The sequence below is a fragment of the Alteromonas sp. CH_MED4-4 genome, assembly GCF_037029575.1.
Classification (GTDB): domain Bacteria; phylum Pseudomonadota; class Gammaproteobacteria; order Enterobacterales; family Alteromonadaceae; genus Alteromonas; species Alteromonas macleodii.
Genome location: NZ_JAYMEU010000002.1, coordinates 248,157 through 272,106, shown reverse-complemented (window position 1 = coordinate 272,106; position 23,950 = coordinate 248,157). Strand labels below are relative to the sequence as shown.

Here is a 23,950-nt window from a genome sequence, read left to right as displayed (position 1 = left end):
CGTTTAGATTTCGTTTGGAATAATATCGAAGGCAACGGTTAATCTGTGTTCATCAGTGGTAAAAGCGTTAGTACCGTGCCACATGTATGATGGAAACAGAACGACCGTCCCCCCTTCGGGTTTGACTGCATAATCCCCTTCAAATCGTTGATTCGCAATATCAGCCCTACCAAACATCAACCAGCCTTGCCCATCTGTATCAACGGCTTTAGGCACATCCACATAGTAAACGCCGCTTAACCATCCTTCTGGATGGTAGTGAGACTTATGAAAGCCTCCATTTCTTAACCTTACTGACCAAGAACCGATATATTTAAGCTTATCGTTTAACCGTGATAAAAACGGATGGGTTTTGTCTGAACACTGTTGCGCGGTAAATAGTTTTGCCTGCGCTAAAATGTTTTCCGACAATTCTTTAATGATAGGTAAGGATGTGACGAATAAATCTTCATATGTTTGCGTCCCATTCTTCAATGATTGTCCAATAGGATGCCGTTGATTCTGATGTTTTTCTACAAGGGCAGTTTTTAGTTTTTCATTGAAATTAGCAGTATCAACTGGACTAGATTTAATAGCGTTAACGTAAACAAGCTTGTCATAGTCGCACAACCATTTATAACGGTTTTCTTGTTCGGCCATAGACCAACATGTAGATAACATTGTCCACCAACCTTGGTTTAGTGGTTCTATTTTTATCAATTGGTTGAAGCAGTTGAGTGCTTCTTTTGCGCGCCCCAAACAAAGCAGCGAATAGCCCTTCTCACTTAATAGCGCCACTTTATTTGACTGTATTTTGGCATTTTCTATTTCAACAATAGAAGCCTCATACTCACCTAGTTCTCTGAGCACTCTGGCCCTCAATGGCGCAATTTCGTGAGTCTTAATCGCTTCTGTAGTAAGTAAGTCTAATTGCTCTTTTGCCGCATGATATTCGTCGGCTTGTATTAGCAACTGAATAAAACGAAACCTAAAGCTATCATCTTTAGGTTGTCGTTTGATATATGACTCAATGTGAACAAATGGCGCATCAACTCCCTCTTCCCATAGAAACTTGGCCAGCTCTTCCTGAAGCTCCCAATCAGATGGTGCAACATTCAATGCTTTGAGATACACCATTTTCGCGCGCTCTCTTTGATTTGATAGCGCGAGTACTGCTGCATAATTTCTCAAAATAGTAGGGTTAGGGTTAGCATTAGTTTTAGAAAGTGCTAATTCAAAATACTTTAATGCTTGTTCGTAGTCTTCAGTTTTGCGATACAAATTGGCGATATTGTTCAAAGCAACAATATTTTCTGGACTAATTGCTAAGACATCTTTTAAAACCATTATGGCTTCATTAACGTCTGATTGCTTCGAAAAAATGTCTGCCCAAATTAGCTTCGTTTGCACGTGATTCGGCACTAACGCTAGAACTTTTTCTGCTGCTATACGCGCTTGCTTTAACGCATTTTTTTCAATTAGTGCACGTGCCAAATTATAGTGTAAATCAACATTATTAGGCGCTAATTCACTCGCCTTTTGAAAGGTCGATACTGCCAAGTCAATTCGCCGAGTGGATAGGTATAAATTACCTAAAGCATTTGATAATTCGGGGTGATTTTTGAATTTCTTCAGCCCTTTTACTAAATATTTCTCAGCTTCTTTCACTCGCTGAACTTGGCGAAGCGAGCCACAGAATAGTTGAATAAATACTGGGTCTTTTTGCAACAGAAATAACTGCTTCTCAATAAATTGGATAATCTGCTGATATTGCTTCTGGTTATAAGCTGAAACGAGCTGTCGTACTATATTCATACTATTATTATTTTCTTCGTAACTGTGCATCTAAGTTAGCTAACTTACCTACCCCATTGTTCCAGACAGCGAATTTTGTCATAAACTTTGCCAATCCTTCCTTTTCTAACGAAGATAAGTCTGGATGCCATATATCAAAAATAAGCACAATTCTTACTTCATCGCTCTCATTTTTTGCGGAATGTAGAAAGCTATCATCGAAGATCATCGCGGATTGTTCATTTTCCCACTTGAATATTTCGCCTCCCGCTTTCAGCGATGCATGTTTTGTGACTTTTAAAGGTATATGCCCGGTAAGCTTACAATTTGAAATTCCGTAATGCGGAGGGATGTATGCCCCAGGCTCTAGCACAGAAACAAACATTTCAGGTGCATGAGGTGGACAATGCGCCAATGGTGCCCTTTCCAATACTTCACGGAGCGGTTCACTTAACGATTTAAACACTTCACTGTGTTCCCCACCTTTTATTAGATGAGTAGAGAGCCATTCATCTCTTAGCTTGTTCCACTCTTCCAAATTCGGTAGATTTTCAAACTCTTCAACATATTTGCTTTTTGATACTTTGCCTATATCCAACAACTCATCTTTAAAAGGCTGCAATCTCTGTATCCAACTCTTTAATCCTTCACATTCCTGAATATCGTAAAACGGTTTACTGGTAAGCTCAGGAATATAAATGAAATTAGGTCGTTGAAGCGGGTTTGAAAAAGAAGGTTGTGCAAGACCAAACAAAACTTTGACCATTTCACCTAATCGCGGAGATATATCTTTAACAAACTGCAGTTCGTTGAAACCTGCTCTTCGCGCTAGATTTGCGGCGTTAGCAATATGTGTAGCTTTAACACGTGAAGGCTGGCTACCTTCGATATTGAAGTCGAGGGGAGAAGCTTCGTACCACTCTAAATAAAGCGCTGTAGCGAGATCAAAATTCTGTTGTTTAAGGGCTTGTTCAATTTGCTTTGTCATTTTAATAAGTAGCGTTAGAAACGAGAAGGCTACTTTATAGTAGCCTTCGTTCACTTTACAAGCCTGAGCCTGAAGTTTCAGTCCCTCTTTGCATACGAGTCCAGCTTTCGCGTGCGGCCTCTTCCATCATTTCCCTTTCTTCTGCTGTATAGCAAACTCGGCGCATCATATTTGAACCGACTTTCTTTTCCATTTTACACACCATACCGTCGTCTTCATTGCTTGCCACATCGCTTGATGAAGAGTTTGATGTTGAATTACATCCGGAGATTGCGAATGCTGCCATTAGACTAACTAGAATAAATTTTTTCATATTGCTTCCTTGAACATTTATTTACAATTACTTCCGAAAACTAACGTACCATATTCGGTGCGATTTGACCTCACCCATTTTGTAAGCATCCATTTCTCATTTGTGAAGACAGGTTTGCCACAATGATAACTCTGTTTTTCTAGCGCCAGATTTTTATCAACATTAAGAAAACTCACTAGTTTTCCCTTTTCTGGATAGATCGTTATTCCTAACTTGGGAAAGTGAGTAGCGCCCTCACTCAATGAATTCAAGTATGCCAATATCGTATGGGTGCGCTGGCCTCCCTCTTCAATAATACTGGTTTGCTTTAGTTGAGTATCAGTAAACCCATCATAATGCGGTTTGTATTCTTGGCCATCTTTGTACCTCAGTAAATTTAGTGGTTCACCATGCTGAGGTTTTGTATCAGACATACGGCTCATCTTCACTTCTACTTCGCGACTTATCCAATCTACCCATTGATTAGTGATAATAGCGACCTCACTCGTGCGAATATCATCTTTCATGGGATTACCATTCAATGGATTTAGTACCATAGATGGCTGAAGTAAACTTTTGTATCGAAGAAGCATGTAGTCACATTCAATATCTGACAGTACGCCGCTCATTTCACAAACGATACTGTTGCTATCAACAGCAGTTTTAGTTTTATTTAGTAGCGAAGTTTGCTTTTCAAGTACCGTGGTGATGATTGTATCTTCACATAAAGACGTAGAAACATCGGCGTAATTAGGGTCTCCCACGAACAATTGACGATAAATGTTGGGATTATAGCGACCTAATGTACTTTGCAATTGAGCGTAAACCGGTGCGTTTTGCTCAGTCCAGCAAAGTAATACGATAAGCGACTCCGCATGCCCTGCTGAAGCAAGCCTGACAAGCTCTCTCACCAACTCATTATTCATTTCTTCAAATAGATAAAACCGCGAAATGAGTAAACATTGAAACCTTACAGTAGGTTTTGAGTTGTCTGGTAATGCGTTCAGATAATCAATAGCTGCCTTGGGGCTATCTGGAGCGAGGTGATAAGCGTAGTCTAATGCGGCATACAAATGTCCTGACTGACCAGCAATGCGTAAACAATCATAAGCTTGACTGTATTCGCTTCTTTGAAAATGCAAATCTGCTTTTGTCAGGAGTTGTTCAATGCTCTTCACAATATTCTCCTACAAAAAAGGCCTCTTACGAGGCCTTTAAATTTTTGAAAATCTTATGCAATCATTGAATTAGAATTCAAGATTTACACGACCGTAGAAGAATCTTCCAGGGATTTCATACATTGATGGGTCGAAGCTATTCGCAAAAGTAGTGTAAGAAATTTCTGGGTCAGTATCCCAAAGATTATTAACACCAAGCGTTAGACGAAGGTTATCAGTAACTGCATAACCAACAGACACATCATGGTAAGCCATATCTTCTAGCTCGTTAAAGCTATCTTTAACTAGGTTACCGTCATCATCAAATGTAGTCTCACCTGGATCACTACATAGCGTATCTTCTAGGTAGTTACCATTCTCATCCGTATCGTCATCGAACGAACAAGCTTCTGTGGTGTGGCCGATGAAGCGTACTAGGTAGTTTGCAGTCCAATCTTCGTATGCCCAAGTAACAGACAGGTTGGTACGAAGACGTGGAATTACGTCACGGTCAAAAGCGCGACCTGCGTCATTCTCTGTAATTGACTCGCCACTTACAGGGTCAACGATAATAGTAGTGCGCTCATCTACGTAAGTACCATCCCAGTTAAGACGGAAATCACCAAATTCAGTTTCGAAGTTATAAGCAACGTTATAATCGAAACCAGATGTTGTTTGACCACCAAGGTTCACAAGACCGTTAAATAGCTCAGTTACAACACCACCTGAGTTACGTTCGATTAGTGAACAGAATTGCGTACCAGTCTCAGCACACGCATTTAGGATACTTTGCGCACCAACAGTTGATACTGCGTTGTCAACTTCGATATCAAATACGTCAAACGTGATTGATAAGCCTTCAACTTGTGCTGGAGAGTATACGAAACCATATGTGAAGCTCTCTGCTTCTTCAGGCTGAAGATCAGCGTTACCACCAACGGTTGTTCTGATTTGAGGGTTAGGCTGCTCGTAAGCTGACGGGATACCCGCACAACCTGGTGCGCTTGGGTTTCCTGCTTCACCACCGTTACAAGGGTCTTGAAGTGTAACGAAGCTATCGCTGTTACCCAAGAATAGCTCTGATAGAGAAGGAGCACGGAACGCCTCAGACCATGTACCGCGAACGATTAAGTCTTCGTTTACACGCCACTTAAGACCAACTTTAGAGTTTGTTGTATCACCAAAGTTGCTGTAGTCAGAGTATCGAGTCGCTAGTTCAAGGTCTAGTTGCTCAACGCCAGGCATATCTGAAAGTAGAGGAACAGCAAGCTCTAGATAGAATTCTTCGACACTAAATGAACCTGAAGTTGGTTGACGAGAGTTACCAGAAGTAATCCCGGCTGCGATTAGCGCGTCCGGCTGATCGTAACCAGATTGCCAGCGCTTTTCATAACCTGTAGCAAAAGCAAGGTAACCTGCTGGAAGCTCCATGATTTCGCCAGAAAGGTTAGCAGTGTAGCTTTCAAGAGAAGAATTCAATGCATCTTGTGCAGTAAATTGAATGTAATCAAGCTGTTCTTGCGTGATTGTACCTTCCCCAATTGCAGTCGCGCCACCAAAGAAATTCAGAGGTACACATCCATCATCAGAATTGTTACAAGCGTCAACATCGCCTAACGCCAATGCAACACGGTCCATGTTTAGCAAACCGTCAGTCAACGTATTTTGCGTGATATCTGCGTACGTATAAGTAGCGTCCCAGAAGAACTCCTTATCGCCTAGTTCGATAACCCCTTCAAAACCACCGTTAAACTGGAATTGGTCTACGTTTTGAGCGAACTGACGATAGCCAGCTTCAAGCATACGACGACCGGCGAAGAAAAGACTGTTAGGCTCACCGAAACCAGCTGCGTCAGTCAGGTCTAAGCCCGTTGGGTTATAAGGGTTGTTAGCCGCGATAGTGATACCAGTAGTACCTGCAGCGTTACCTACGAATAAAGGTGTTGGCGCTAGAAGCTGAGACGAACGACGGTTACCGTAGAAACCTGTAACATTTACAGTAACGTTATCGGTCAGCTCATAACGACCCTGAGAATAAATATTGGTACGTTCTTGAGGCGTTGAAAGGTAGTTAAGTGGTGCGAAGTTGAAAGCGCTGCTTCCAGTCCATGGGATTAGACCACCGTTGCCATCGTTTTGAACGTTAAAAGAAGTACCTTCGTCATCGAAATACCAGAAGCGGCCGTTAGGTGTACCTGATGAACCACCGTAACCAGTAGGTGCGCCGAATACAGGCACTGCTGAGATTTCACGGTCACCCGCGAATGTTGGCTCTTCTTCTACATAAGAAATGTTGAAGTAAACGTTGCCTTTATCGTTTGAAGTACCGAAACCGATATCCCACTGTTCTTTGTTACCGTCGCCTTCATCGTATTGACCCATGTAACCAGACGCGTGAACGCCTTCAAAATCTTGACGAGTGATGATGTTTACAACACCAGCTATCGCGTCAGAGCCATATACAGCAGACGCACCATCTTTAAGTACTTCGATACGCTCGATAATTGCTGCTGGGATGTTGTTAAGGTCAACTGAACCGCCAAGACCTGGAGCCCAGCGTTTACCGTTAACTAGAACAAGAGTACGGTTTGAACCGATACCACGAATGTTGATTGTAGTTGTACCATTACCACCGTTGTTGTTGTTGGTGTTAATAGCAGAACCTGCAGAAGGGATAGCCTGAAGAACGTCACCGATAGACGTTACACCAAATCGCTCAATGTCGATTCGAGACATTACTGTAACTGGGTTTGCACCTTCGATGTCTGTACGACGGATACGTGAACCTGTTACTTCGATTTTTTCTACTGCTTCCGCTGCTTGTTCGGTTTCCTGTGCGTTAACTGCACCAGTGAAGCCGATAGATGATGCAGCACCGAATGCGCACGCTAACTTCACTGATTTAGCCAGCTTAGAGTTTGTAAACATGTATTGTCTCCCTGGACCACTAAAACTCTTAGTGTGTGTTTCTTAAATCGTTTATATAACGAATTATTATTAGTAAGGTCAAAGCCTCACTTTGATAATAACCACATCCTGTGCGAAGGGTCAACTGGGATCAGACGGGTGTTTCACAAAAGTTCAATTTTTTTTTCTATTTTTACCTCGTTTCGTAAATATTAACTTACATTTAACATTTTGAGCACAAAAAACAACCTGCCAGTATGCTTTTTAAACTAACCAATAAAAAAGGCACGGTTTACACCTTAAGTATACCCGCGCCTGTTCTTATTTTTAGTTATGACACTATTTAAAACGAGTAATTTACGCTGAAACGAACATATCTAGGTGTTTGCCATGCGGTCGGTAGACCATAATTTGGGTTTACATCAGGATTTGTTGGGTCAGCCGAGCTCTCATCGTCATATATTTCATTAACTTCTGTTACACGGTCGTTGTTAAGCAAATTGAAAATATCAGCTCGAACTACCAATGTTTGATCTTCGCCAATATCTATATTGTATGACGCAGAAACGTCGATTGAGTAATAGCTGCTCGTGCGGCCACGCGAACCACGAGGCGCTGGCTCACCACCGGCAAAAAACGACTCTGAATCATAAGCTTGAGCAAAAAGATCTGTAGGATGATAGCCAAATGCGTTTATAGGACGACCAGTCCAAAACTGTAAGTTTGCTCCAAGCGTTAAGTCTTCAGTTACGGCATAAGCACCGTAAAGTTTAACTTGATGACGTCTGTCATTCGGTAAGTCACCATAAGCATTATCAAGCAGGCCAGGTTGGTCAAATAAGGTTGTTAAACCTGCGTCATCCTGACCGTTATCTGAGCGTACATAGCCTTCGTTGTTACCCCAGCTATGTGACCACGTATACGCTGCGTTCAGCATCCATACTCCGTCCCATGCTCGTTGCCACATAAAATCTACCGCTGCATATTTACGAATTGAATCAGGGTAGCCCAAATCTTCCGCTGATAGGTCCATGTAAACTAACTCACCTTCAGCACCCGGCAACTCGGTAGTACCAATACGCATATCAGAATTAGGGTTTGTAAGTACATACTGGTGGAACCCATCCCAGATATCAGATACGTCGCCGTAGCCATTCGCTGCAGCCCACTCAATAACCGCCGCATCAATTGCCATATCTTCTATAGTGGTCGAAAGCTCTCGATATGTACCTTGAATTGACATGCTCCACTCATCATTCAACTGGAATTGATAACCGGCGATGAATTCATCCGAGTACATTGAGTCCAAGTTTTGATCTACGATTTCATCTGGAGATTTTGCAGTACCGTCTGCAAACACGTCATCAGGTTGCGTTTTAGCACCAGTGAGGTTTGGAATACCAAGAGCTTCATCGGCAAAGCCGTCAAACTCGTAGTACTCTTGAGTATAAGTTTCCGCTCCAGCCAAACGAATATTCGTGTTTGCTGCAATAGGCAAGTAGTATCTACCATAGCTTGCCCATGCTTTCGTCTCACCATCACCAAACACATCCCAAACAGCACCTAAACGAAGGGCCCACTGATTGTCTAATTTGGCAAAAGAATCACCATCGGCGTTGAAATTTTCAAATGTATCGTTACGAAGACCTGCGTTAATCACGAGCGTATCTGTAACCTGCCATTGATCTTGAATGTAAAAGGCAAAGTTTTCAGAATCAAACTGACCACCGACGTTATAGTTGCGGTGACGTACTTGGTAGATTTCTTCGTTCGATGGGTCACTATCGTCAACGTAATACAAATAGTAAGCACCGCCTGAATTGATAGTGCTGCTATTTGAGGTAAGCTTCTCATAGTCAACTCCAAACCGTACTGAGTGATCGCCCGCATACCAGTCTGCATCCAATCGAATAACTTCACGCTCGTCATCACCTTGTTCAGCAGTGAAGTTAGCCCATGTATTAGTCGGAACGAACGCTGCAGTGCTGTCATAGCGGTAGTAAACAACAGGATTGCCATCCAATTCGCTTCGCACTGTTCTATCTTGCTTGTTTATCCCATATTGAGCAGAAATTGAAAAATCGTCATTTATGATACTTGTCCATTTTGCTGTATAGTTTAAACCACCTTCATCTTCATAGCCTACACGGCCATCGGTATAATTCCCGCCATCAACTGAGTCATAGGTTGTGATTTTCGTTGAACGTTCATCCGAGAAAGCGGTGATTTCTAGAATATTGTTTTCTGTAACGTACCAATCAAGTTTTGCTACCCAGAATGCGTCATCATCTTTCTCGAAATAACCATTCTGTAACACACCTTCAGCGGTGCTTGTTTGTTCACCCGCATAATTATTTTCTGCCGAGCGAGGATTGAACAGTGCGTAGAAAAACAGCTTATCTTCAATCAAAGCACCGCTCGCCCATACGTTGACATCCCACTCATCAACTTCATCCTGAGTGTTATCAATTCGGTAAAGTCCATTGACGTTATTACGGGAGGAGTCACGCTGTTCTCGAAGTGCGTCGGGCTCCCAGTAAAAGTTAGCGCCAGCTTTAAATTCGTTAGTACCGCTTTTGGTTTTAGCGTTGATTACACCACCAGTTACACGTCCAAACTCAGCTGAATATCCACCTGTTTTTACTTCAAATGTTTCGTACATATCAAACGGTGGCTCACTCGAGCCCACACCAGTTCGGAAGTTAGTGATATTTAACCCATTAATGTAATATCCATTTTCCCCAACCGATGCGCCACCAATAGAAGGCAAATCACCAAATGCCGAATCACCTTGCGTTGTACCTGGCGCTAATAATGCTACAGAAGTCAAGTTACGAGGAACCGGTACTCGATCAAGAGTGACGCTGTCTACTACGATACCAGTACTTGAACTTGTCACGTCGACCATGGCGATGGTGGTACCGGTTACTTCAATACGCTCAACGTCATCACTAGCAAGACGCATGTCTAAGTTTGTTTTGCCGCTAATGCCTACTTTTACAGATTCTTGAATGGTAGTGCGAAACCCATTCTTTTCTGCGGTTACTTTATAATTACCTGCTGGGAGTAATGGGAAACGGAAATTCCCTGATTCGTCACTTTGAACAGAACGCGTTAAGCCCGTGTCTAGATTTTCGATAGTAATAGTAACGTTTGAAAGACTGTTGCCATTTACTTGAACTGAGGTTCCCTGAATTGAACCATTGGTGTTGTTTGCTAAGGCGGGGGCGGTTGCCCCAATCGATAGAGCAACTGCCAATGCTACTGCACTTCGTTTAATTTGATACATTTACGTATTCCCTGGTTAGTGTAATTTAGTATTAAGCTTTTATTAAATATCAATTAAGCCAACCTAAACCCTTGTTATTATTAAGGATAATAAAAATTATCCTAAAGAATAATTGACCAGCCAGAGCGAAATAATCAACAAATTTATGCACCACTTGCGACAAACTAATGATTTTGAGCGATGAGCATTTGAACCTACCTCAAGTTAAGCTAAATTGTTAATTTGTATTAAATCTTATGAATGTAAAGAACTACTGCAAATAAAACCCCAGTCGTCTTCTTACAGTTTCAGGCAATTCTGGCAATGCACTTTTGGGAAGTAAGAAGGTTGCCATGTTAAAAAAGTCTAAATAGATACGATTAGACTCAGTGGTTTTCTTGAGGTAATGATGTCCTGACGATCCACCAGTGCCAATTTTAGTGCCCAGCATGCGCTGAACCATCATTGCGTGACGATAGCGCCATATAGTGAGTTGCTCGTCTATCTCTGTGAGTGCGGTAATAAGCTGGAACGGCAGATTAAAGATAGGCTCTTCAGAGTACTGTTTTATAAATAATGCAGAAAGCAATGCTTTATGACTCAAGCGGAACTTGCCCTCGCCTCTTAACTTTTCAAACTGCGTATCATCAAACAACGCATCAAAGTTCTCCATCGTTGCTTGTAAGTCTTTTAGCTCTTGTCGCCGCTCTGTATCAGATAGCATGTCACTGGTTGAAATTGTATGATGGTCGTCTTTCAACATTTCGTCTGCCGCATCTTTATAATATTGCCAAAAATCGAAACCTTCCGTTTTTAGAAGCGGCATTCTTGAAAGCCATTTGTCGACCAGCTCAAACAAACTAGGTTTGTTTTCAAGGGTTTCCAATAACGCTCTATCTTTATCAGTCAGACGGTTGTAGAAGCTTTGCTTATCAAAGTCGATTCTGAAATCACGCTTTAGGCCTAGTGATATTTCTAAACGCTTGAACTGTATACTTTGGAAGCCCGACGCGGGCACCAGGTAGTCCCTAAACGACAAAAACTGCTGTGGCGTCATGGTTTCCATGATAGTAATTTGATCGTTCATTAACTTTTGAATTTGTATGACTCGCTGTAAGCGATGCACCACTAGTGTTAGCTGCTGATCTTTAACCGTTTCTTGATTAAACGTATCAATTACTGCATTTAATTCATGAAGAACCTGCTTAAACCAAAGCTCATAAACTTGGTGAACAATAATGAACAGCATTTCTTCGTGCGCCGCGTCACCGTACTTCTCACTCTGTAAGTCCTGCGCCCCCAAAATCTTATCAAGCTGTAGGTAATCGCCGTAGTAGCAGGGCTCTATATTTTTTTTCATGTCGTTCTTGCCTTATTGCTTTGTTTAACTTCGTAATTCTATCACCGTCGACTCGACATCCACAGAATACAAGCTATACATTATAAGGATATATAGCCAAGGTTCGTGTTGTGCCATTTAGCTTGTATAAAAATGTGTCCAATTAGTTGGACAAGTGCTGTATTTTCCGCACAACATATTTGCATACCACAGCACTTTTACGCAGGGCGCTAACAACAATTATAAGGGGAATTAATATGAAACTAGATGACGACATCCATAACTATTATGAACACCTGGTTTTAGAAAGAATCAGTAAGCTGGGGCTCGATACCACGAAAAGTCCTGATTACTTAGCAGACTTGTGCTGTCTTGCCTTAAATCAGGTTCCACCACGTTATATCCGCTACGAAGTAGACATGGCGTTTTACCTGCCTCAGAGCGAACGAAATCAAATGGAAATGAATGTTGAGCATGCTATTAGTAAAGCACTCAAGTACTTAGATGAAATAGAAAAGACTAAAAAAGAAGACGAATAAGGAATTTGGGTGGCGGGCCTCCAGCCACATCCCGGCACATGAGTCGTCTGCTGCGGCTGCTCCCTTCCAGGCCTGACCGGGTTCACAGAGTATCATTGCGGGAGGACCAAAAGCCCACCATAGAAAATCGCATTCAAAGCAAAGTCATTCGCCCCTGCCTGAGTGCGGGGCGCATTATGACTATTTGGTTGAGAGTTTTCAACCCTTTAAAGAAAATCTCTCTTCGGCAATAAGGTTGGCAACGCGGTTTGTCGCCGCCCCTTCTTGCTCTGCACGGGTATAAATTTCTTTTAGAGTTTCGCCGATTTGCTCAATATGTGCGCGAAGCGCTTCATTAGAACTCGATTCCATACGCTGATGGAAGATGTCGATAACGCCACCCGCGTTGATCACGTAATCTGGCGCATACAGAATGCCGCGCTGTTGAAGCAATTCACCAATATCTTCACGTGCAAGCTGGTTATTTGCAGCGCCTGCAATTACTTTGGCTTTGATTTCAGGCAATGACAAATCGTTAATGGCTGCACCCAACGCACATGGCGCTAACACATCCACATCTAGGCTCAGTATTTCTTCCGGCGCTACAGCTGTCGCACCAAATTCAGATACTGCTTTTTCAACACCTTCAGGATAGATGTCCGCAACATAAAGCTTGGCACCGTGCTCATGCAAGTGCTTTGCAAGACGGTAGCCAACGTGCCCCATACCTTGTATAGCAACACTGACGCCATCAAGGCTGCGCCTCAAGCCGTACTCTACCGTCGCCTTTAAACCCACAAACACACCGTACGCTGTAGACGGAGCCGGGTTTCCGTCAGGTACTTCGCCCGCATAGTGGTATTTAGCATTAACACCAGCGATGTAATCCGACTCGGTTGCCATGGTTTGCAAGTCCGTTACTGAAATACCAGAGTCTTCAGCAGTGAAATACTTGCCGCCCAATGATTCAACAAACTTGCCCATTGCCTTCATCATTTCTGGCGATTTAGCCTTACGAGGGTCGCCGATGATCACAGATTTACCGCCGCCAAGCTCCAAGTTAGCCATGGCTGCTTTATACGTCATCCCCTTTGACAGTCTCAACACATCGGTCAATGCCTCACCACTATTTACGTAGGGCCACATGCGACAACCGCCAAGTGCTGGCCCCAGATTGGTATTGTGTACAGCAATAATGGCGCTCAAGCCCGCCTTCTCGTCATGATAAAACGCAACGTGTTCGTGATTATTGAACTCCGGGTGATCAAAAACTGACATATTTTCCCTATTAATACTGTGATGAATTAAAGCCTACCCAAGGTCTAGCTGTCACGAAAACGAAACGCCGCTCATTTGGGATGATGTGAGAGTCTGAAGATGATTTGCGGTACACTTATCGGCCTCGCAAAGATCAGCAACATTTTGCCAAGTGTATCCGATTGTTTTGAGGACAGGCCTTGCAAAGTTTGTTAATGAAATTTACAAACTGAAACGCAATAGAATTGATTACAATTTTTCTAGGACAGCTATCCTAGAATTTTTTTTGATATATAATAAACATCATAAAAACGACGGAAACAGTGTTAATGAAATTGGATAAATTTGACCGTGAGATTTTGCGCGTACTTCAGCAAGACGCCACGGTGTCGATGGCAGATTTAAGCCAACGTGTAGGATTGTCGCATACTCCGTGCTGGAGACGTGTCAAACGAATGGAAGCCGACGGCATCATTCTTGGTAAAGTCACATTGCTAAACAGCAAAAAACTGAATTTAGGTGTGTCGGTCTTTATCTATGTCACGTTGAAAAACCATGACGGTGACTCGCTAACCGATTTTGAAAATGCCGTACAAAACATCGATGAAATCGTGGAGTGTCATACCACCAGCGGTGAAAAAGATTACTTACTAAAAGTGATAGTGGAAAGTATTGAAGAGTACGAATTCTTACTTAAAACGAAATTAACTCACCTGCCTCTTGTCGATCATTTAAGCTCAACCTTCGCCTTAAAGCAGGTGAAAAACACCACCGAGCTACCGATTAAACGCCAATAACTCAAAAAATGGGGTCAGAGTACATTTCTACTCTCCCCCGTCAGTCTAAGTGGCGTCTATTTGATTTTCGGGCTTAGCCCGCTCAAAAGCATCTAACTCGTTACAATTCTTCGCTATCTTACTAATTAAAGGGTAGCGACTCATATCGACGTTAAAACGTTGCGCATTATACACTTGGGGTACTAAGCAAATATCAGCCAGCGTAACATCGAAATCAAAGCAGAACTTTCCAGCTTGGGTCTGAAGACGCTTTTCAATGCCGTCGAACCCCAGCGTTATCCAGTGGGATGCCCACTTCGCCACATCATCTTGTGACGCCTCAAAATCCCCTTTTAGCGCATTCAGTACACGTAGATTACCCAAAGGCTGAATATCACACGCGATATCTTGTGCTAGCGCTCTGACCCTGGCTCTCTCTGTTCGATGTTCAGGAACCAGCTGGTGTTCGCCTTCATACCGTTCATCAAGATATTCGATGATTGATAGCGATTGATTCAGAATAATATCTTCGTCTTCGTCAACCAAAGTAGGGACAAGGTGCGCAGGATTGAGACGCGTATATTCGCTACTGTGCTGCTCGCCACCGTTGTTTACAAGATGGACAGGTACATACTCGTACTCAACCCCTTTCAAATTCAGCGCAATCCGCACGCGGTAAGAGGCGGTCGAACGCCAATAGCCGTAAAGTTTTATACTCATGGTACTACCACACCTATTAAACGTTTTTGGTAGGAGTACAGGGCTTTGATGAATCTAAACGCTCTACTCCCTCTTATAATTATAGTGGGGAAAACAACAACGTGCCTACTAAGTAAACCGCGTTATTACCCCACACTACTTTTCATTTTAAAGTTTTAGCTAAGCGGCTTAACTTGCTGTTCAATGGCGCCAAAAACAGAGTTGCCTTCTTTATCTAGCATTTCTATGCGAATACGATCGCCAAACTGCATGAAAGGAGTAGAAGGTTTGCCGTCTCGAATAGTCTCAATCATGCGCACTTCTGCAATACATGAATAACCCACACCGCCTTCAGCGATGGCAGAGCCATGATCTGTACCCTGTTTATTAGACACTGTACCCGAGCCGATGATAGCACCTGCACCTAGGTTTCTGCTCTTGGCGGCATGCGCGACTAGCTGACCAAAATCAAACGTCATGTCCTGACCCGCTTCAGGCTTACCGAATAGTTCACCATTGTAGGTTGAACGCAAAGGCAAGTGCACTTTGCTATCTTTCCACGCATCACCTAATTCATCTGGTGTTACAGCAACCGGAGAAAAGCTAGACGCAGGTTTTGATTGGAAGAAGCCAAACCCCTTCGCCAATTCGCCTGGGATTAACCCTCTAAGTGACACGTCGTTAACTAACATAATAAGTCGAATGCGCTCTGAAGCTTGTTCAGGCGTACACGCCATAGGAACATCATCGGTAACAACAGCGACTTCACCTTCAAAATCGATTCCCCAATCATCACTTGGAAGTATGATGTCATCCTCGGGTCCAATAAAGTCATCGGAACCACCTTGATACATCAATGGGTCAGTCCAAAAGCTTTCCGGCATTTCTGCATTACGCGCCTTTCGCACCAATTCCACATGGTTCACGTAAGCACTTCCATCAGCCCATTGGTAAGCTCTAGGCAGAGGCGACTCACAGCGAGATGCGTCAAACGGCACGCTGTCACACGCATTGTCATTTAGCGCTTGGTATTTCATCTGTAGCTGAGGGGCAATCTCTTTCCAATTATCCAGTGCGTCTTGCATCGTTTTCGCAATGTCCTGTGCACTGCATGCTCGAGAAAGGTCCTTCGACACTACCATTAGGCAGCCATCTCGGGTTTCATTCTTATAGGTTGCTAGTTTCATTGTTCTTTCCTCGAAAAATTATTCATCAGCTTGGCGCTCTTGTCTTTTATTAATACGTTCTGAATAAAAGACCTATATCTTTTTACGCGGCAGCATCACACACAATTCCATGATTATAGTTATGCCACTAGTTGGTGTGCGTTGAGAAGTGATCTGTTGACGAAGTTTTATTTGGCTGTAAGAAAGGATGTACGCTAGTAAGCCTCTGTTGAGCAGGTATAGCGCTGCCCGCTTGCTCCGTGGGCGATGTAAATTTATCGTAACAGATGAATTGATATTGCTCTGAGGCACAAAAACGCATTAACGATATAAAAATTGGCGTAGACCATTTGCCATTTTTACTTTGCTAAACGACGTCAAATATACTTGGTCACATTAACCTTCACCCTATGGCAAAGGTCAATGCTCCCATATAATTAAAGCTTTACCGTTGCCTTGTTAATACCGTACTCACGTAATTTATTTGCAATTGCCGTATGACTTAACCCCAGTTTTTTAGCCAATTGACGGGTACTTGGGTAGGAAGGATATAACCGCTTGAGCAAGTCCTTTTCAAACTTTTTCACTTCTTCGTCTAATGTGCCGTCAAAGTTCTCGTCAATATAAGTGACGCTTGGCGCACAACTTGGAAGCTGAATGTCTTCCTTGGTAATCTCCTTACCGTCAAGGAGTGATAACGCGCGATACAGCGCATTCTGTAGCTGTCTCACATTACCCGGCCACGGGTACTGCTGCAGAAAATCAACACAGGATTTACTGAGTTTCGCAGGACGGCGACCTAACTTGGTACTGTGTTGAACGATGAAAGACTCGGCTAGAGGAACGATATCCTGCCTTCTGTCTTTTAAAGAAGGCATAACCAAACTTAGTACGTTTAAGCGGTAGTACAATTCTTTTCTAAATCGTCCTTCTTCTACAAGCTGACCTAAATCACGACAGGTGGTGCATATAAATCGCACGTCTACCTTAACTGGCTCAGAATCCCCTACTCTTCTAAATTCGCCGTCTTCTAGAACGCGGAGCAGTTTAGCTTGAAGCTGAGAAGACATATCAGCGATTTCATCGAGAAGAAGCGTACCGCCTTTTGCTTGCTCTAATAGCCCCACTTTTGCATTAGGCTGATTGAATGCCCCCGCTGCGTAACCGAATAATTCGGTTTCTGCCACGCTGTCAGGTAAAGACGCGCAGTTTAAAGCTAAAAATGCACCTTCACTGCGACGGCTAGACTGGTGACAGGCTCTGGCAATCATTTCCTTGCCTGTGCCTGTTTCACCAAAAATTAAAATAGGTGCATCCAAATCAGCTATTCGCTTGGCTTCATGAACGACTCGCTTCATAAACGGAGATTGAGTGACAAAGCGGTCAAAGCTATCAGTGGGAGACTGGTGGAACGCGGTAAATTGTTGCCCTAGTCGCATCTCTGATTTTAATATCACCACAGCACCTGCCATGATCATATTCTGCTCGCCGTCAGGTACGGTAATAGGTAGCATATCGGCTAGGTAATCCTGTTGAATAAACTTCACTTTCGAAGACTGAGGGCCAGGCGATTTACCGTCCATCCATTTAGTAAAGTTAAAGCCTTTCACAACTTCGCCAATTTCAATGCCTTCTATTTCGCTACTCGGAATTTCTAGCCCCGCGCATACCGCTTCATTGCATAGCAAGATATTGCCTTTGGCGTCGATAGAAAACACAGGGTCGGGCAACGTTCTTAAAATAGCGGAAAGCTGATTTTTTTCACGCTCTCCTGGCATGAAAAGCGTCGTCTTCACATCGTCGATACCATCGATGCGACGAATTTGAGGCATGAGGTGTTGAAAATCTGCAAATTCGATATTGGGAAAATTAAGGAAAATTTTCCCCGCAGGGTCAATTTCAATACCGCGTAAATCTATTTCTTTAGTAACGAGAATATCTAAAACATCTTGAGTGATACCAAGACGGTCCTGACAGCTTATTTCTAGACGCATAGGGTGTTATAGCTATTTTGTAAACATATATGTACAGAATATCATACTTTTACAAAAAGATAACAAGATAAATGTTACAGATGGTTAAATTTGCGATGAATCACACATTTAAGAACGCGCAGAGAGCATAATTAAAAGGCCGCGCATACCAAATAAAAAAGATGCCGCTTCAGTGAGCGGCATCCTATATAAAACACATTTAATTAACAATAGTGTTAGCTGGCTTTTTTCTCTTTAGGTGGGAAAAGTGGGGAAAATAGCCCTAAAGACTTCGCTTCTTCTACGAGTGCCATAATATCCATTTCCGCTAATTCAAACAGATGGTCGAATTCCGGTAAGATATAATAAAGAGGCTGCATAATATCGATACGATAAGGTGTTCTTAATGCATCAATAGCAGTGAGCGGGTTACGCAGAGGTGTGTCGCTGTCTAACGCGTATATTGTCTCGCCAGGAGAAGATAAGATGCCTCCACCGTATATCTTCAATTCATCTTTGGCTCTAACCAATCCAAACTCTACGGTGAACCAATAAAGACGAGCGAGATAAACTCGGTCTTCTTTGCTGGCAGCAAGACCCAACTTTCCGTAAGTGTGAGTAAAATGAGCAAATGCAGGATTCGTTAGTAGCGGACAATGACCGAAAACTTCATGGAAAATATCCGGCTCCTGCAAATAATCGAATTCTTCTCTGGTGCGAATAAAGGTGGCAACAGGAAATTGCTTATTCGCCAGTAATCTGAAAAATTCGCCAAAATTAATTAACGCAGGCACTTCAGCTGTTTGCCAACCCGTTTTCTCCATCAGTACTTTGTTGATGTCGGGTAGCTGAGGAATTTCCTTTTCATTTAACTTCAACAAATCAAGCCCGTCCAAGTATTCTTGGCACGCTCTTTCTTTCACCAGCGGAATTTGTCTCGCATAGAGTTCAGACCAAATTTGGTTCTCTTCGTCTGACCAATGGATAATGCCATTCTCGTCAGATTGTCTCGACTGGTATTGCGTTGACTTTGGCATAACTTCTGTAACCAATAAGAGTTGAAAAACTTGTCTATCAGTCTAATGAAATTCGCGACGTCGAAAAGTGTAAGCCCTTACGAGCGACTCGATTTTGCTGTAACAGGAATTTTACAAAACCAAGTAAACGCATTGTTTTATATAACAAAAAGCCGCTCATTACGAGCGGCTTCATTCAAGTTTGCTTGGTGCGCCATCGCTAATTAAAGACGGCTAATTTCTTTATTGAGTTGATATTCGCGAGACGTTACATAAGTTTCCATTTTACGAAGTCGAACTTCTGCTTTTTCAAAACGATTACGAATATCGTGAAACGCTTGTTTTGGTGGCTCGCCCGCCTGCCAAACTTTCGTTTTCACTTCCACTTTTGGGCTTTTTACCTGACCACCGTTGGGATTTGTCCATCCCTTACCTTTTGAGAAAACAGGTTGCGTTGGCGCATTTTTTAACCCAACAGGTTTTTTATCGAGAATGAACCAAGCTGCAATGTATGCAACAAAGATGAAAGGTCCGGCTAACAAGAAGAAACCTGTTACAACTAAAATCCTTACTAACCAAGTTTCTAAGCCGAAATATTCAGCTACACCCGAGCACACGCCTGCAATTCTTGCATTTTCTGGGTTGCGATAGAGCTGCTTACCGTTTCTCATGCTCTATTCCTCCACTCAGGTGCCTCGCTGTCTAAAATGGCCTCTAGAGTCTCAATGCGTTCGCTCATTTTCTCGGCTTTCTCGGCTAAGTCTTGCAAAGATGCGTGCTCTTCTGCACTCAATCCCTGATTCACTTGCTTCTTGCTTCGATAGTGTAATATTAGCCAAATTGGAGCAACGAATATTGAAAACACCACAAGGGGCATCACCAACATTGCAATCGTACCTTCATCCATCTCAATCTCTCCTACAAACTCTGATGTAATTACCCTCCTTCCGATTTCACATCCGGAGGGTACACCCTATTCTTATTATTCTGATTTTTCGGTGCTTGTGTTTGCACCTTTTACTTTCGCTTTAAGCGCAGCAAGTTCGTCTTCAACTTTGTCACTGGCCTCTAGTTCAGCAAACTCATCCTGTAACGTTTTCTTACCTAGATCGTAAGCTTCAACCTGCGACTCAAGGTCATCGATTTTACGCTCATATTGCTCAAAGCGTCCCATCGCATTATCTACTTTAGTGCTATCCAGCGTCTTTTTCACTTCAAGACGAGAGCTTGCAGTTTTCTGGCGCATAATAATCGCTTTTTGGCGACTCTTCGCATCCGCTAGCTTTTCTTGAAGCTGACCAATTTCATCCTGAAGTTTGCTGATTTGCTCATCAACAATAGCCAGCTCTTTACTTAACGCTTCAGCAGCTTCTGCAGACTTCTTCTTTTCCTGCAGCGCAGCACGCGCCAAGTCTTCTCTGTCTTTGCTCAAAGCAAGCTCAGCTTTGGCTTCCCAGTCACTTGCATCGCTTTCATACTTTGCAATTTGATTAACAATTTCTTTTTTGTTGGCTAAGGTCTTTGCTGATGCTGAGCGCACCTCAACCAATGTGTCTTCCATTTCCTGAATGATTAATCTAACCATTTTCTCAGGATCTTCCGCTTTATCTAAAAGCGCATTAATATTCGAATTCACAATATCTGTAAAACGCGAGAAGATACCCATAATAATTACCTCTTGCTAAAAATGGTAAGTGTTTAAAAAACACCACACTTGATAAATAGGTTACTCTTGGTATTAGTTGTATTCAATATGCTTGCCAACTTTATAACTGTGCTAACCTGCTATTTTTCATACACTTTTTATAAGTTCAAATAATACTCGTTTCTCAATATGTTTTGTTCTACACTATTAATTGGTCGAAATGACTAACTTTTGAGGGATTTAATGAGTAGGTATCGACAGCAAGACAATTTACTTGGCCAAGCGAATAGTTTTCTAGAAGTTTTAGAGCAAATTTCACAAATTGCACCGCTAGATAAACCTGTGCTGGTAATAGGTGAGCGAGGCACAGGTAAAGAGCTTATTGCCGCGCGACTTCACTTCTTATCTAAGCGCTGGGATCAGAACTATATTAAGCTTAATTGTGCTGCCTTAAGTGAAAGCCTATTGGAAAGTGAATTATTCGGTTATGAAGCAGGTGCGTTCACCGGTGCCTCAAAACGCCGCGAAGGTCGCTTTGAAGTGGCCCACAACGGCACCTTATTTCTTGATGAGCTGGCTAATACTTCTGGCCTTATTCAGGAGAAGCTACTGCGCGTTGTCGAATATGGCGAATTTGAGCGCGTTGGCGGAAGCAAGTCAGTAAAAACTGACGTACGCCTTATTGCAGCTACAAACGAAGACTTACCCGCGCTTGCCGATGCAGGTGAATTTCGTGCAGACTTACTCGACCGACTTGCCTTTGACGTAATTACCATTCCTCCGCTACGCGAGCGTAGGGAAGATATCATGATGTTGGCAGAAAACTTTGCTATTAATATGGCCCGTGAAATGGAAATGGAATTATTCAGCGGCTTTACAGAGAAGGCGAAGCGAACCCTTCTTGATTACGATTGGCCAGGCAATATACGTGAACTTAAGAACGTGGTCGAACGTGCAGTATATCGAACAAATAACCCTCATCTGCCCGTACATGAAATCGTTCTTGACCCCTTTGAGTCAGCTTATCGCCCGAAAGGTAGAGTGAAGACCAATGACAGAGTGAATACGTCCGACTCACCCGTTTCTCAATCCCCTTCAGAGACCGCTGCCACCAATGAACGCATTGAAAGTGCAGACATTACGCCACTGGCACCAGTGAAAAAGCCAGAAATTGTTGAATATCCCATAGATTTGAAAGAACGTTCTCAACAACATGAGATAGATATGATAAAACAGGCACTTGCTGACAGTCAGTTTAATCAGAAGAAGACTGCTGAAAAATTGAGCCTGACGTATCATCAGCTGCGAGGCTATCTCAAAAAATATAACTTACTAGATTCTTCCGCGGAAAGCGTCGAGGCGTAAAGCATGTCCCATGGTTTGGTAAAGCGTTTGTCATTATGTATATGTACAGCGCTTCTTGTTGCATCCTGTGCTAAGCAGAACAAACAAGCGTTTTACAATACGGGTATTATATACTGCTCTGAAAGCAATCCAGTTACCTTCAATCCGCAGCTAGATACATCAAGTACAACGTCAGATGCATCTTCACACCAACTCTACGACAGATTGCTTGATTTCGACCCTGAGTCTGGCCGCATCGTGCCTAGTTTGGCGAGTAGCTGGTTAGTGAGTGATGACGGTCTTACCTACGCTTTTCAACTGAGAAAGGATGTATGGTTTCACAATACGCGCTACTTCACGCCAACACGAAACTTTAACGCCGACGATGTTATCTTCAGTATAGACAGATGGCGCCTACGCTCCCATCCATACCACTACGTATCTGGTGGGCGCTATCCCTACTTCGAAAGCATAGGCCTTGCACAAAATATCGCGTCGGTAGAGCGCGTAAACGGCTACCGCGTTGAAATTACGCTTAAGCGCAGGGATAGCTCATTTTTGGCAAATCTAGCAACCGATTTCGCCGTTATCTTATCAGAAGAATATGCTAACCAGCTGGCACAGACCGGCACGCCGGGCAAAATCGATGAGCTTCCAGTAGGTACTGGCCCCTTTAAATTCGATAGCTATCGCAAAGACCATTTCATTAAGTTCCTGCGCCACGACAACTATTGGCGTGACCAAATGGAAGATGCGCCTACGAGTGATGAAGTCCTAAGCGATAACAATACTGTAGAGAGTGCCAACCAAGAAGTTGAAAATGGCCAAGGTGGCGAAGATACTGTTCAAGATGGTACAGCACAAAACGGTGACGAAACGCGCCCTGTTGTAGAGCAGCTTATATTTGACATTACGCCAAGAAGCTCACTGAGACTGGCTAAATTAATGACAGGTGAATGTGACGCTACCGCTTTTCCTGCACAGACTGAACTTGAAGTGATTCGGGCAAAAGAAGATCTGACGCTAGCGGAAAAACCAGGACTAAACATTGGATTTTGGGCGTTTAACACTCAACGCCCTCCTTTTGATAACCCAGATGTAAGACGTGCGCTAGCGGCCGCAATCGATAAGAACACATTGCTAGAAGCGGTGTATTTTGACAGTGCTACTAGAGCTAAGACCCTGCTGCCTGCGGCAAGCTGGGCGTTTCAAAATGACGCAGACGATACCGCCTACAATCCAGTTCTAGCGCGCAAATTATTAGCTGACGCCGGAGTTAAGGCCGGCTTTTCTATGACGATATGGGCTATGCCTGTTGAACGCTCTTACAATCCTAACGCAACAAAGATGGCCGAGCTCATTCAGCGTTATTTGCGTGATGTAGGCGTAGAAGCAACCATTGTCAGTTACGATTGGACTACCTTCAGACGCCATCTTCAGGAAGGCCTGCACGACTCGGTATTAATTGGTTGGTCTGCCGACAACGGAGACCCAGATAACTTCTATCGTCCGCTATTGAGCTGTGGCGCTATACCCTCAGGTACAAATCGTGCCATGTGGTGCAGTGAAGACTATGATAAGTTACTCAACGACGCTCTTCAGACAGATGATATTGAAGAACGCACAGCCATATACCGGCAAGTTAACCGATTATTATACGAACGCCTTCCTCTTGTTCCCATCGCACATGCCTATCGCTATCAGGCATACAGGAATGAACTAGAAGGAATGACCATTAATCCCTTTGGCGGTGTACGCTTTGGTGGAGTAAAAAAAGCACTGTGATCCAGATCCTCGTAAGATACTGCACTTTATTTATATTAACGCTTTTG

19 protein-coding genes and 1 other RNA gene are annotated in these 23,950 nt (G+C 43.1%); 4 read left to right on the top strand and 16 right to left on the bottom strand.

Annotated features, from left to right (window positions below):
• Nucleotides 1-3 precede the first annotated feature (3 nt).
• The 7 genes from WA381_RS02720 to WA381_RS02690 all read right to left on the bottom strand — a co-directional run bounded on the left by WA381_RS02720 (nt 4) and on the right by WA381_RS02690 (nt 11,745).
• Nucleotides 4-1,794 carry a putative 2OG-Fe(II) oxygenase gene (locus WA381_RS02720; RefSeq protein ID WP_231506425.1) on the bottom strand — a complete coding sequence of 597 codons (1,791 nt, stop codon included), beginning with the start codon at nt 1,792-1,794 and terminating at the stop codon, nt 4-6.
• 7 nt (nt 1,795-1,801) lie between these two features.
• Nucleotides 1,802-2,815, bottom strand: coding sequence for an aspartyl/asparaginyl beta-hydroxylase domain-containing protein (locus WA381_RS02715; protein WP_061485092.1), 1,014 nt, complete (start codon nt 2,813-2,815; stop codon nt 1,802-1,804).
• Nucleotide 2,816: 1 nt separating this feature from the next.
• On the bottom strand, nt 2,817-3,074 hold the full coding sequence (locus tag WA381_RS02710) for a hypothetical protein (RefSeq protein ID WP_061485090.1): 258 nt from the start codon (nt 3,072-3,074) through the stop codon (nt 2,817-2,819).
• A gap of 17 nt (nt 3,075-3,091) precedes the next feature.
• On the bottom strand, nt 3,092-4,231 hold the full coding sequence (locus WA381_RS02705) for a 2OG-Fe(II) oxygenase (RefSeq protein ID WP_061485089.1): 1,140 nt from the start codon (nt 4,229-4,231) through the stop codon (nt 3,092-3,094).
• A 69-nt stretch (nt 4,232-4,300) separates the two neighbouring features.
• A complete protein-coding gene (locus WA381_RS02700) occupies nt 4,301-7,138 on the bottom strand; it encodes a TonB-dependent receptor (protein ID WP_061485087.1) in 2,838 nt (945 codons plus the stop codon).
• 322 nt (nt 7,139-7,460) lie between these two features.
• Nucleotides 7,461-10,406, bottom strand: a complete 2,946-nt coding sequence (locus WA381_RS02695; RefSeq protein WP_061485084.1) for a TonB-dependent receptor — start codon at nt 10,404-10,406, stop codon at nt 7,461-7,463.
• Nucleotides 10,407-10,656: 250 nt separating this feature from the next.
• The gene (locus WA381_RS02690) at nt 10,657-11,745 is read right to left on the bottom strand and encodes a tryptophan 2,3-dioxygenase family protein (protein WP_061485082.1); all 1,089 of its coding nucleotides are present in this window, start codon (nt 11,743-11,745) and stop codon (nt 10,657-10,659) included.
• A gap of 236 nt (nt 11,746-11,981) precedes the next feature.
• On the opposite strand from WA381_RS02690, the gene WA381_RS02685 reads away from it, so the two are divergent.
• Nucleotides 11,982-12,263 (top strand): late competence development ComFB family protein, encoded by a 282-nt coding sequence (locus WA381_RS02685; protein WP_014948691.1) that lies wholly within the window; start codon nt 11,982-11,984, stop codon nt 12,261-12,263.
• A gap of 15 nt (nt 12,264-12,278) precedes the next feature.
• Here WA381_RS02685 and ffs read toward each other — a convergent pair.
• Nucleotides 12,279-12,375, bottom strand: an RNA gene (gene ffs / locus WA381_RS02680) — signal recognition particle sRNA small type.
• Between the two features lie 86 nt (nt 12,376-12,461).
• On the bottom strand, nt 12,462-13,520 hold the full coding sequence (locus tag WA381_RS02675; RefSeq protein WP_061485081.1) for a Glu/Leu/Phe/Val dehydrogenase dimerization domain-containing protein: 1,059 nt from the start codon (nt 13,518-13,520) through the stop codon (nt 12,462-12,464).
• 308 nt (nt 13,521-13,828) lie between these two features.
• Between WA381_RS02675 and WA381_RS02670 the strand changes: the two genes are divergently transcribed.
• On the top strand, nt 13,829-14,296 hold the full coding sequence (locus WA381_RS02670; protein ID WP_014948689.1) for an Lrp/AsnC family transcriptional regulator: 468 nt from the start codon (nt 13,829-13,831) through the stop codon (nt 14,294-14,296).
• Nucleotides 14,297-14,341: 45 nt separating this feature from the next.
• Here WA381_RS02670 and maiA read toward each other — a convergent pair whose 3' ends face one another.
• The 7 genes from maiA to pspA all read right to left on the bottom strand — a co-directional run bounded on the left by maiA (nt 14,342) and on the right by pspA (nt 20,795).
• Nucleotides 14,342-14,995 (bottom strand): maleylacetoacetate isomerase, encoded by a 654-nt coding sequence (maiA, locus tag WA381_RS02665; protein ID WP_061485079.1) that lies wholly within the window; start codon nt 14,993-14,995, stop codon nt 14,342-14,344.
• A 155-nt stretch (nt 14,996-15,150) separates the two neighbouring features.
• Nucleotides 15,151-16,161 carry a fumarylacetoacetate hydrolase family protein gene (locus WA381_RS02660; protein WP_061485077.1) on the bottom strand — a complete coding sequence of 337 codons (1,011 nt, stop codon included), beginning with the start codon at nt 16,159-16,161 and terminating at the stop codon, nt 15,151-15,153.
• Between the two features lie 416 nt (nt 16,162-16,577).
• A complete protein-coding gene (gene tyrR / locus WA381_RS02655; protein WP_014948686.1) occupies nt 16,578-18,134 on the bottom strand; it encodes a transcriptional regulator TyrR in 1,557 nt (518 codons plus the stop codon).
• Between the two features lie 215 nt (nt 18,135-18,349).
• Nucleotides 18,350-19,150 carry a phenylalanine 4-monooxygenase gene (gene phhA, locus WA381_RS02650; RefSeq protein ID WP_014948685.1) on the bottom strand — a complete coding sequence of 267 codons (801 nt, stop codon included), beginning with the start codon at nt 19,148-19,150 and terminating at the stop codon, nt 18,350-18,352.
• Nucleotides 19,151-19,353: 203 nt separating this feature from the next.
• Nucleotides 19,354-19,800, bottom strand: coding sequence for an envelope stress response membrane protein PspC (gene pspC, locus WA381_RS02645; protein ID WP_014948684.1), 447 nt, complete (start codon nt 19,798-19,800; stop codon nt 19,354-19,356).
• On the bottom strand, nt 19,797-20,036 hold the full coding sequence (pspB, locus tag WA381_RS02640) for an envelope stress response membrane protein PspB (protein WP_014948683.1): 240 nt from the start codon (nt 20,034-20,036) through the stop codon (nt 19,797-19,799). The genes pspC and pspB overlap by 4 nt, the downstream gene beginning before the upstream one ends.
• A gap of 75 nt (nt 20,037-20,111) precedes the next feature.
• Entirely contained in the window at nt 20,112-20,795 is a 684-nt protein-coding gene (pspA, locus tag WA381_RS02635) for a phage shock protein PspA (RefSeq protein ID WP_014948682.1), read from the bottom strand.
• Nucleotides 20,796-21,017: 222 nt separating this feature from the next.
• On the opposite strand from pspA, the gene pspF reads away from it, so the two are divergent.
• Together pspF and WA381_RS02625 are read left to right on the top strand one after the other, a co-directional pair.
• A complete protein-coding gene (gene pspF, locus WA381_RS02630; RefSeq protein ID WP_061485076.1) occupies nt 21,018-22,139 on the top strand; it encodes a phage shock protein operon transcriptional activator in 1,122 nt (373 codons plus the stop codon).
• 3 nt (nt 22,140-22,142) lie between these two features.
• Nucleotides 22,143-23,903, top strand: a complete 1,761-nt coding sequence (locus tag WA381_RS02625) for an ABC transporter substrate-binding protein (RefSeq protein ID WP_014975926.1) — start codon at nt 22,143-22,145, stop codon at nt 23,901-23,903.
• Nucleotides 23,904-23,950: the final 47 nt, after the last annotated feature.

Coding starts and splice junctions, on each gene's coding strand:
- WA381_RS02720 (WP_231506425.1), bottom strand. CDS start 1,794: ATGAATATAGTACGACAGCTCGTTTCAGCTTATAACCAGAAGCAATAT.
- WA381_RS02710 (WP_061485090.1), bottom strand. CDS start 3,074: ATGAAAAAATTTATTCTAGTTAGTCTAATGGCAGCATTCGCAATCTCC.
- WA381_RS02700 (WP_061485087.1), bottom strand. CDS start 7,138: ATGTTTACAAACTCTAAGCTGGCTAAATCAGTGAAGTTAGCGTGCGCA.
- WA381_RS02695 (WP_061485084.1), bottom strand. CDS start 10,406: ATGTATCAAATTAAACGAAGTGCAGTAGCATTGGCAGTTGCTCTATCG.
- WA381_RS02690 (WP_061485082.1), bottom strand. CDS start 11,745: ATGAAAAAAAATATAGAGCCCTGCTACTACGGCGATTACCTACAGCTT.
- WA381_RS02685 (WP_014948691.1), top strand. CDS start 11,982: ATGAAACTAGATGACGACATCCATAACTATTATGAACACCTGGTTTTA.
- WA381_RS02675 (WP_061485081.1), bottom strand. CDS start 13,520: ATGTCAGTTTTTGATCACCCGGAGTTCAATAATCACGAACACGTTGCG.
- WA381_RS02670 (WP_014948689.1), top strand. CDS start 13,829: ATGAAATTGGATAAATTTGACCGTGAGATTTTGCGCGTACTTCAGCAA.
- maiA (WP_061485079.1), bottom strand. CDS start 14,995: ATGAGTATAAAACTTTACGGCTATTGGCGTTCGACCGCCTCTTACCGC.
- WA381_RS02660 (WP_061485077.1), bottom strand. CDS start 16,161: ATGAAACTAGCAACCTATAAGAATGAAACCCGAGATGGCTGCCTAATG.
- tyrR (WP_014948686.1), bottom strand. CDS start 18,134: ATGCGTCTAGAAATAAGCTGTCAGGACCGTCTTGGTATCACTCAAGAT.
- phhA (WP_014948685.1), bottom strand. CDS start 19,150: ATGCCAAAGTCAACGCAATACCAGTCGAGACAATCTGACGAGAATGGC.
- pspC (WP_014948684.1), bottom strand. CDS start 19,800: ATGAGAAACGGTAAGCAGCTCTATCGCAACCCAGAAAATGCAAGAATT.
- pspB (WP_014948683.1), bottom strand. CDS start 20,036: ATGGATGAAGGTACGATTGCAATGTTGGTGATGCCCCTTGTGGTGTTT.
- pspA (WP_014948682.1), bottom strand. CDS start 20,795: ATGGGTATCTTCTCGCGTTTTACAGATATTGTGAATTCGAATATTAAT.
- pspF (WP_061485076.1), top strand. CDS start 21,018: ATGAGTAGGTATCGACAGCAAGACAATTTACTTGGCCAAGCGAATAGT.
- WA381_RS02625 (WP_014975926.1), top strand. CDS start 22,143: ATGTCCCATGGTTTGGTAAAGCGTTTGTCATTATGTATATGTACAGCG.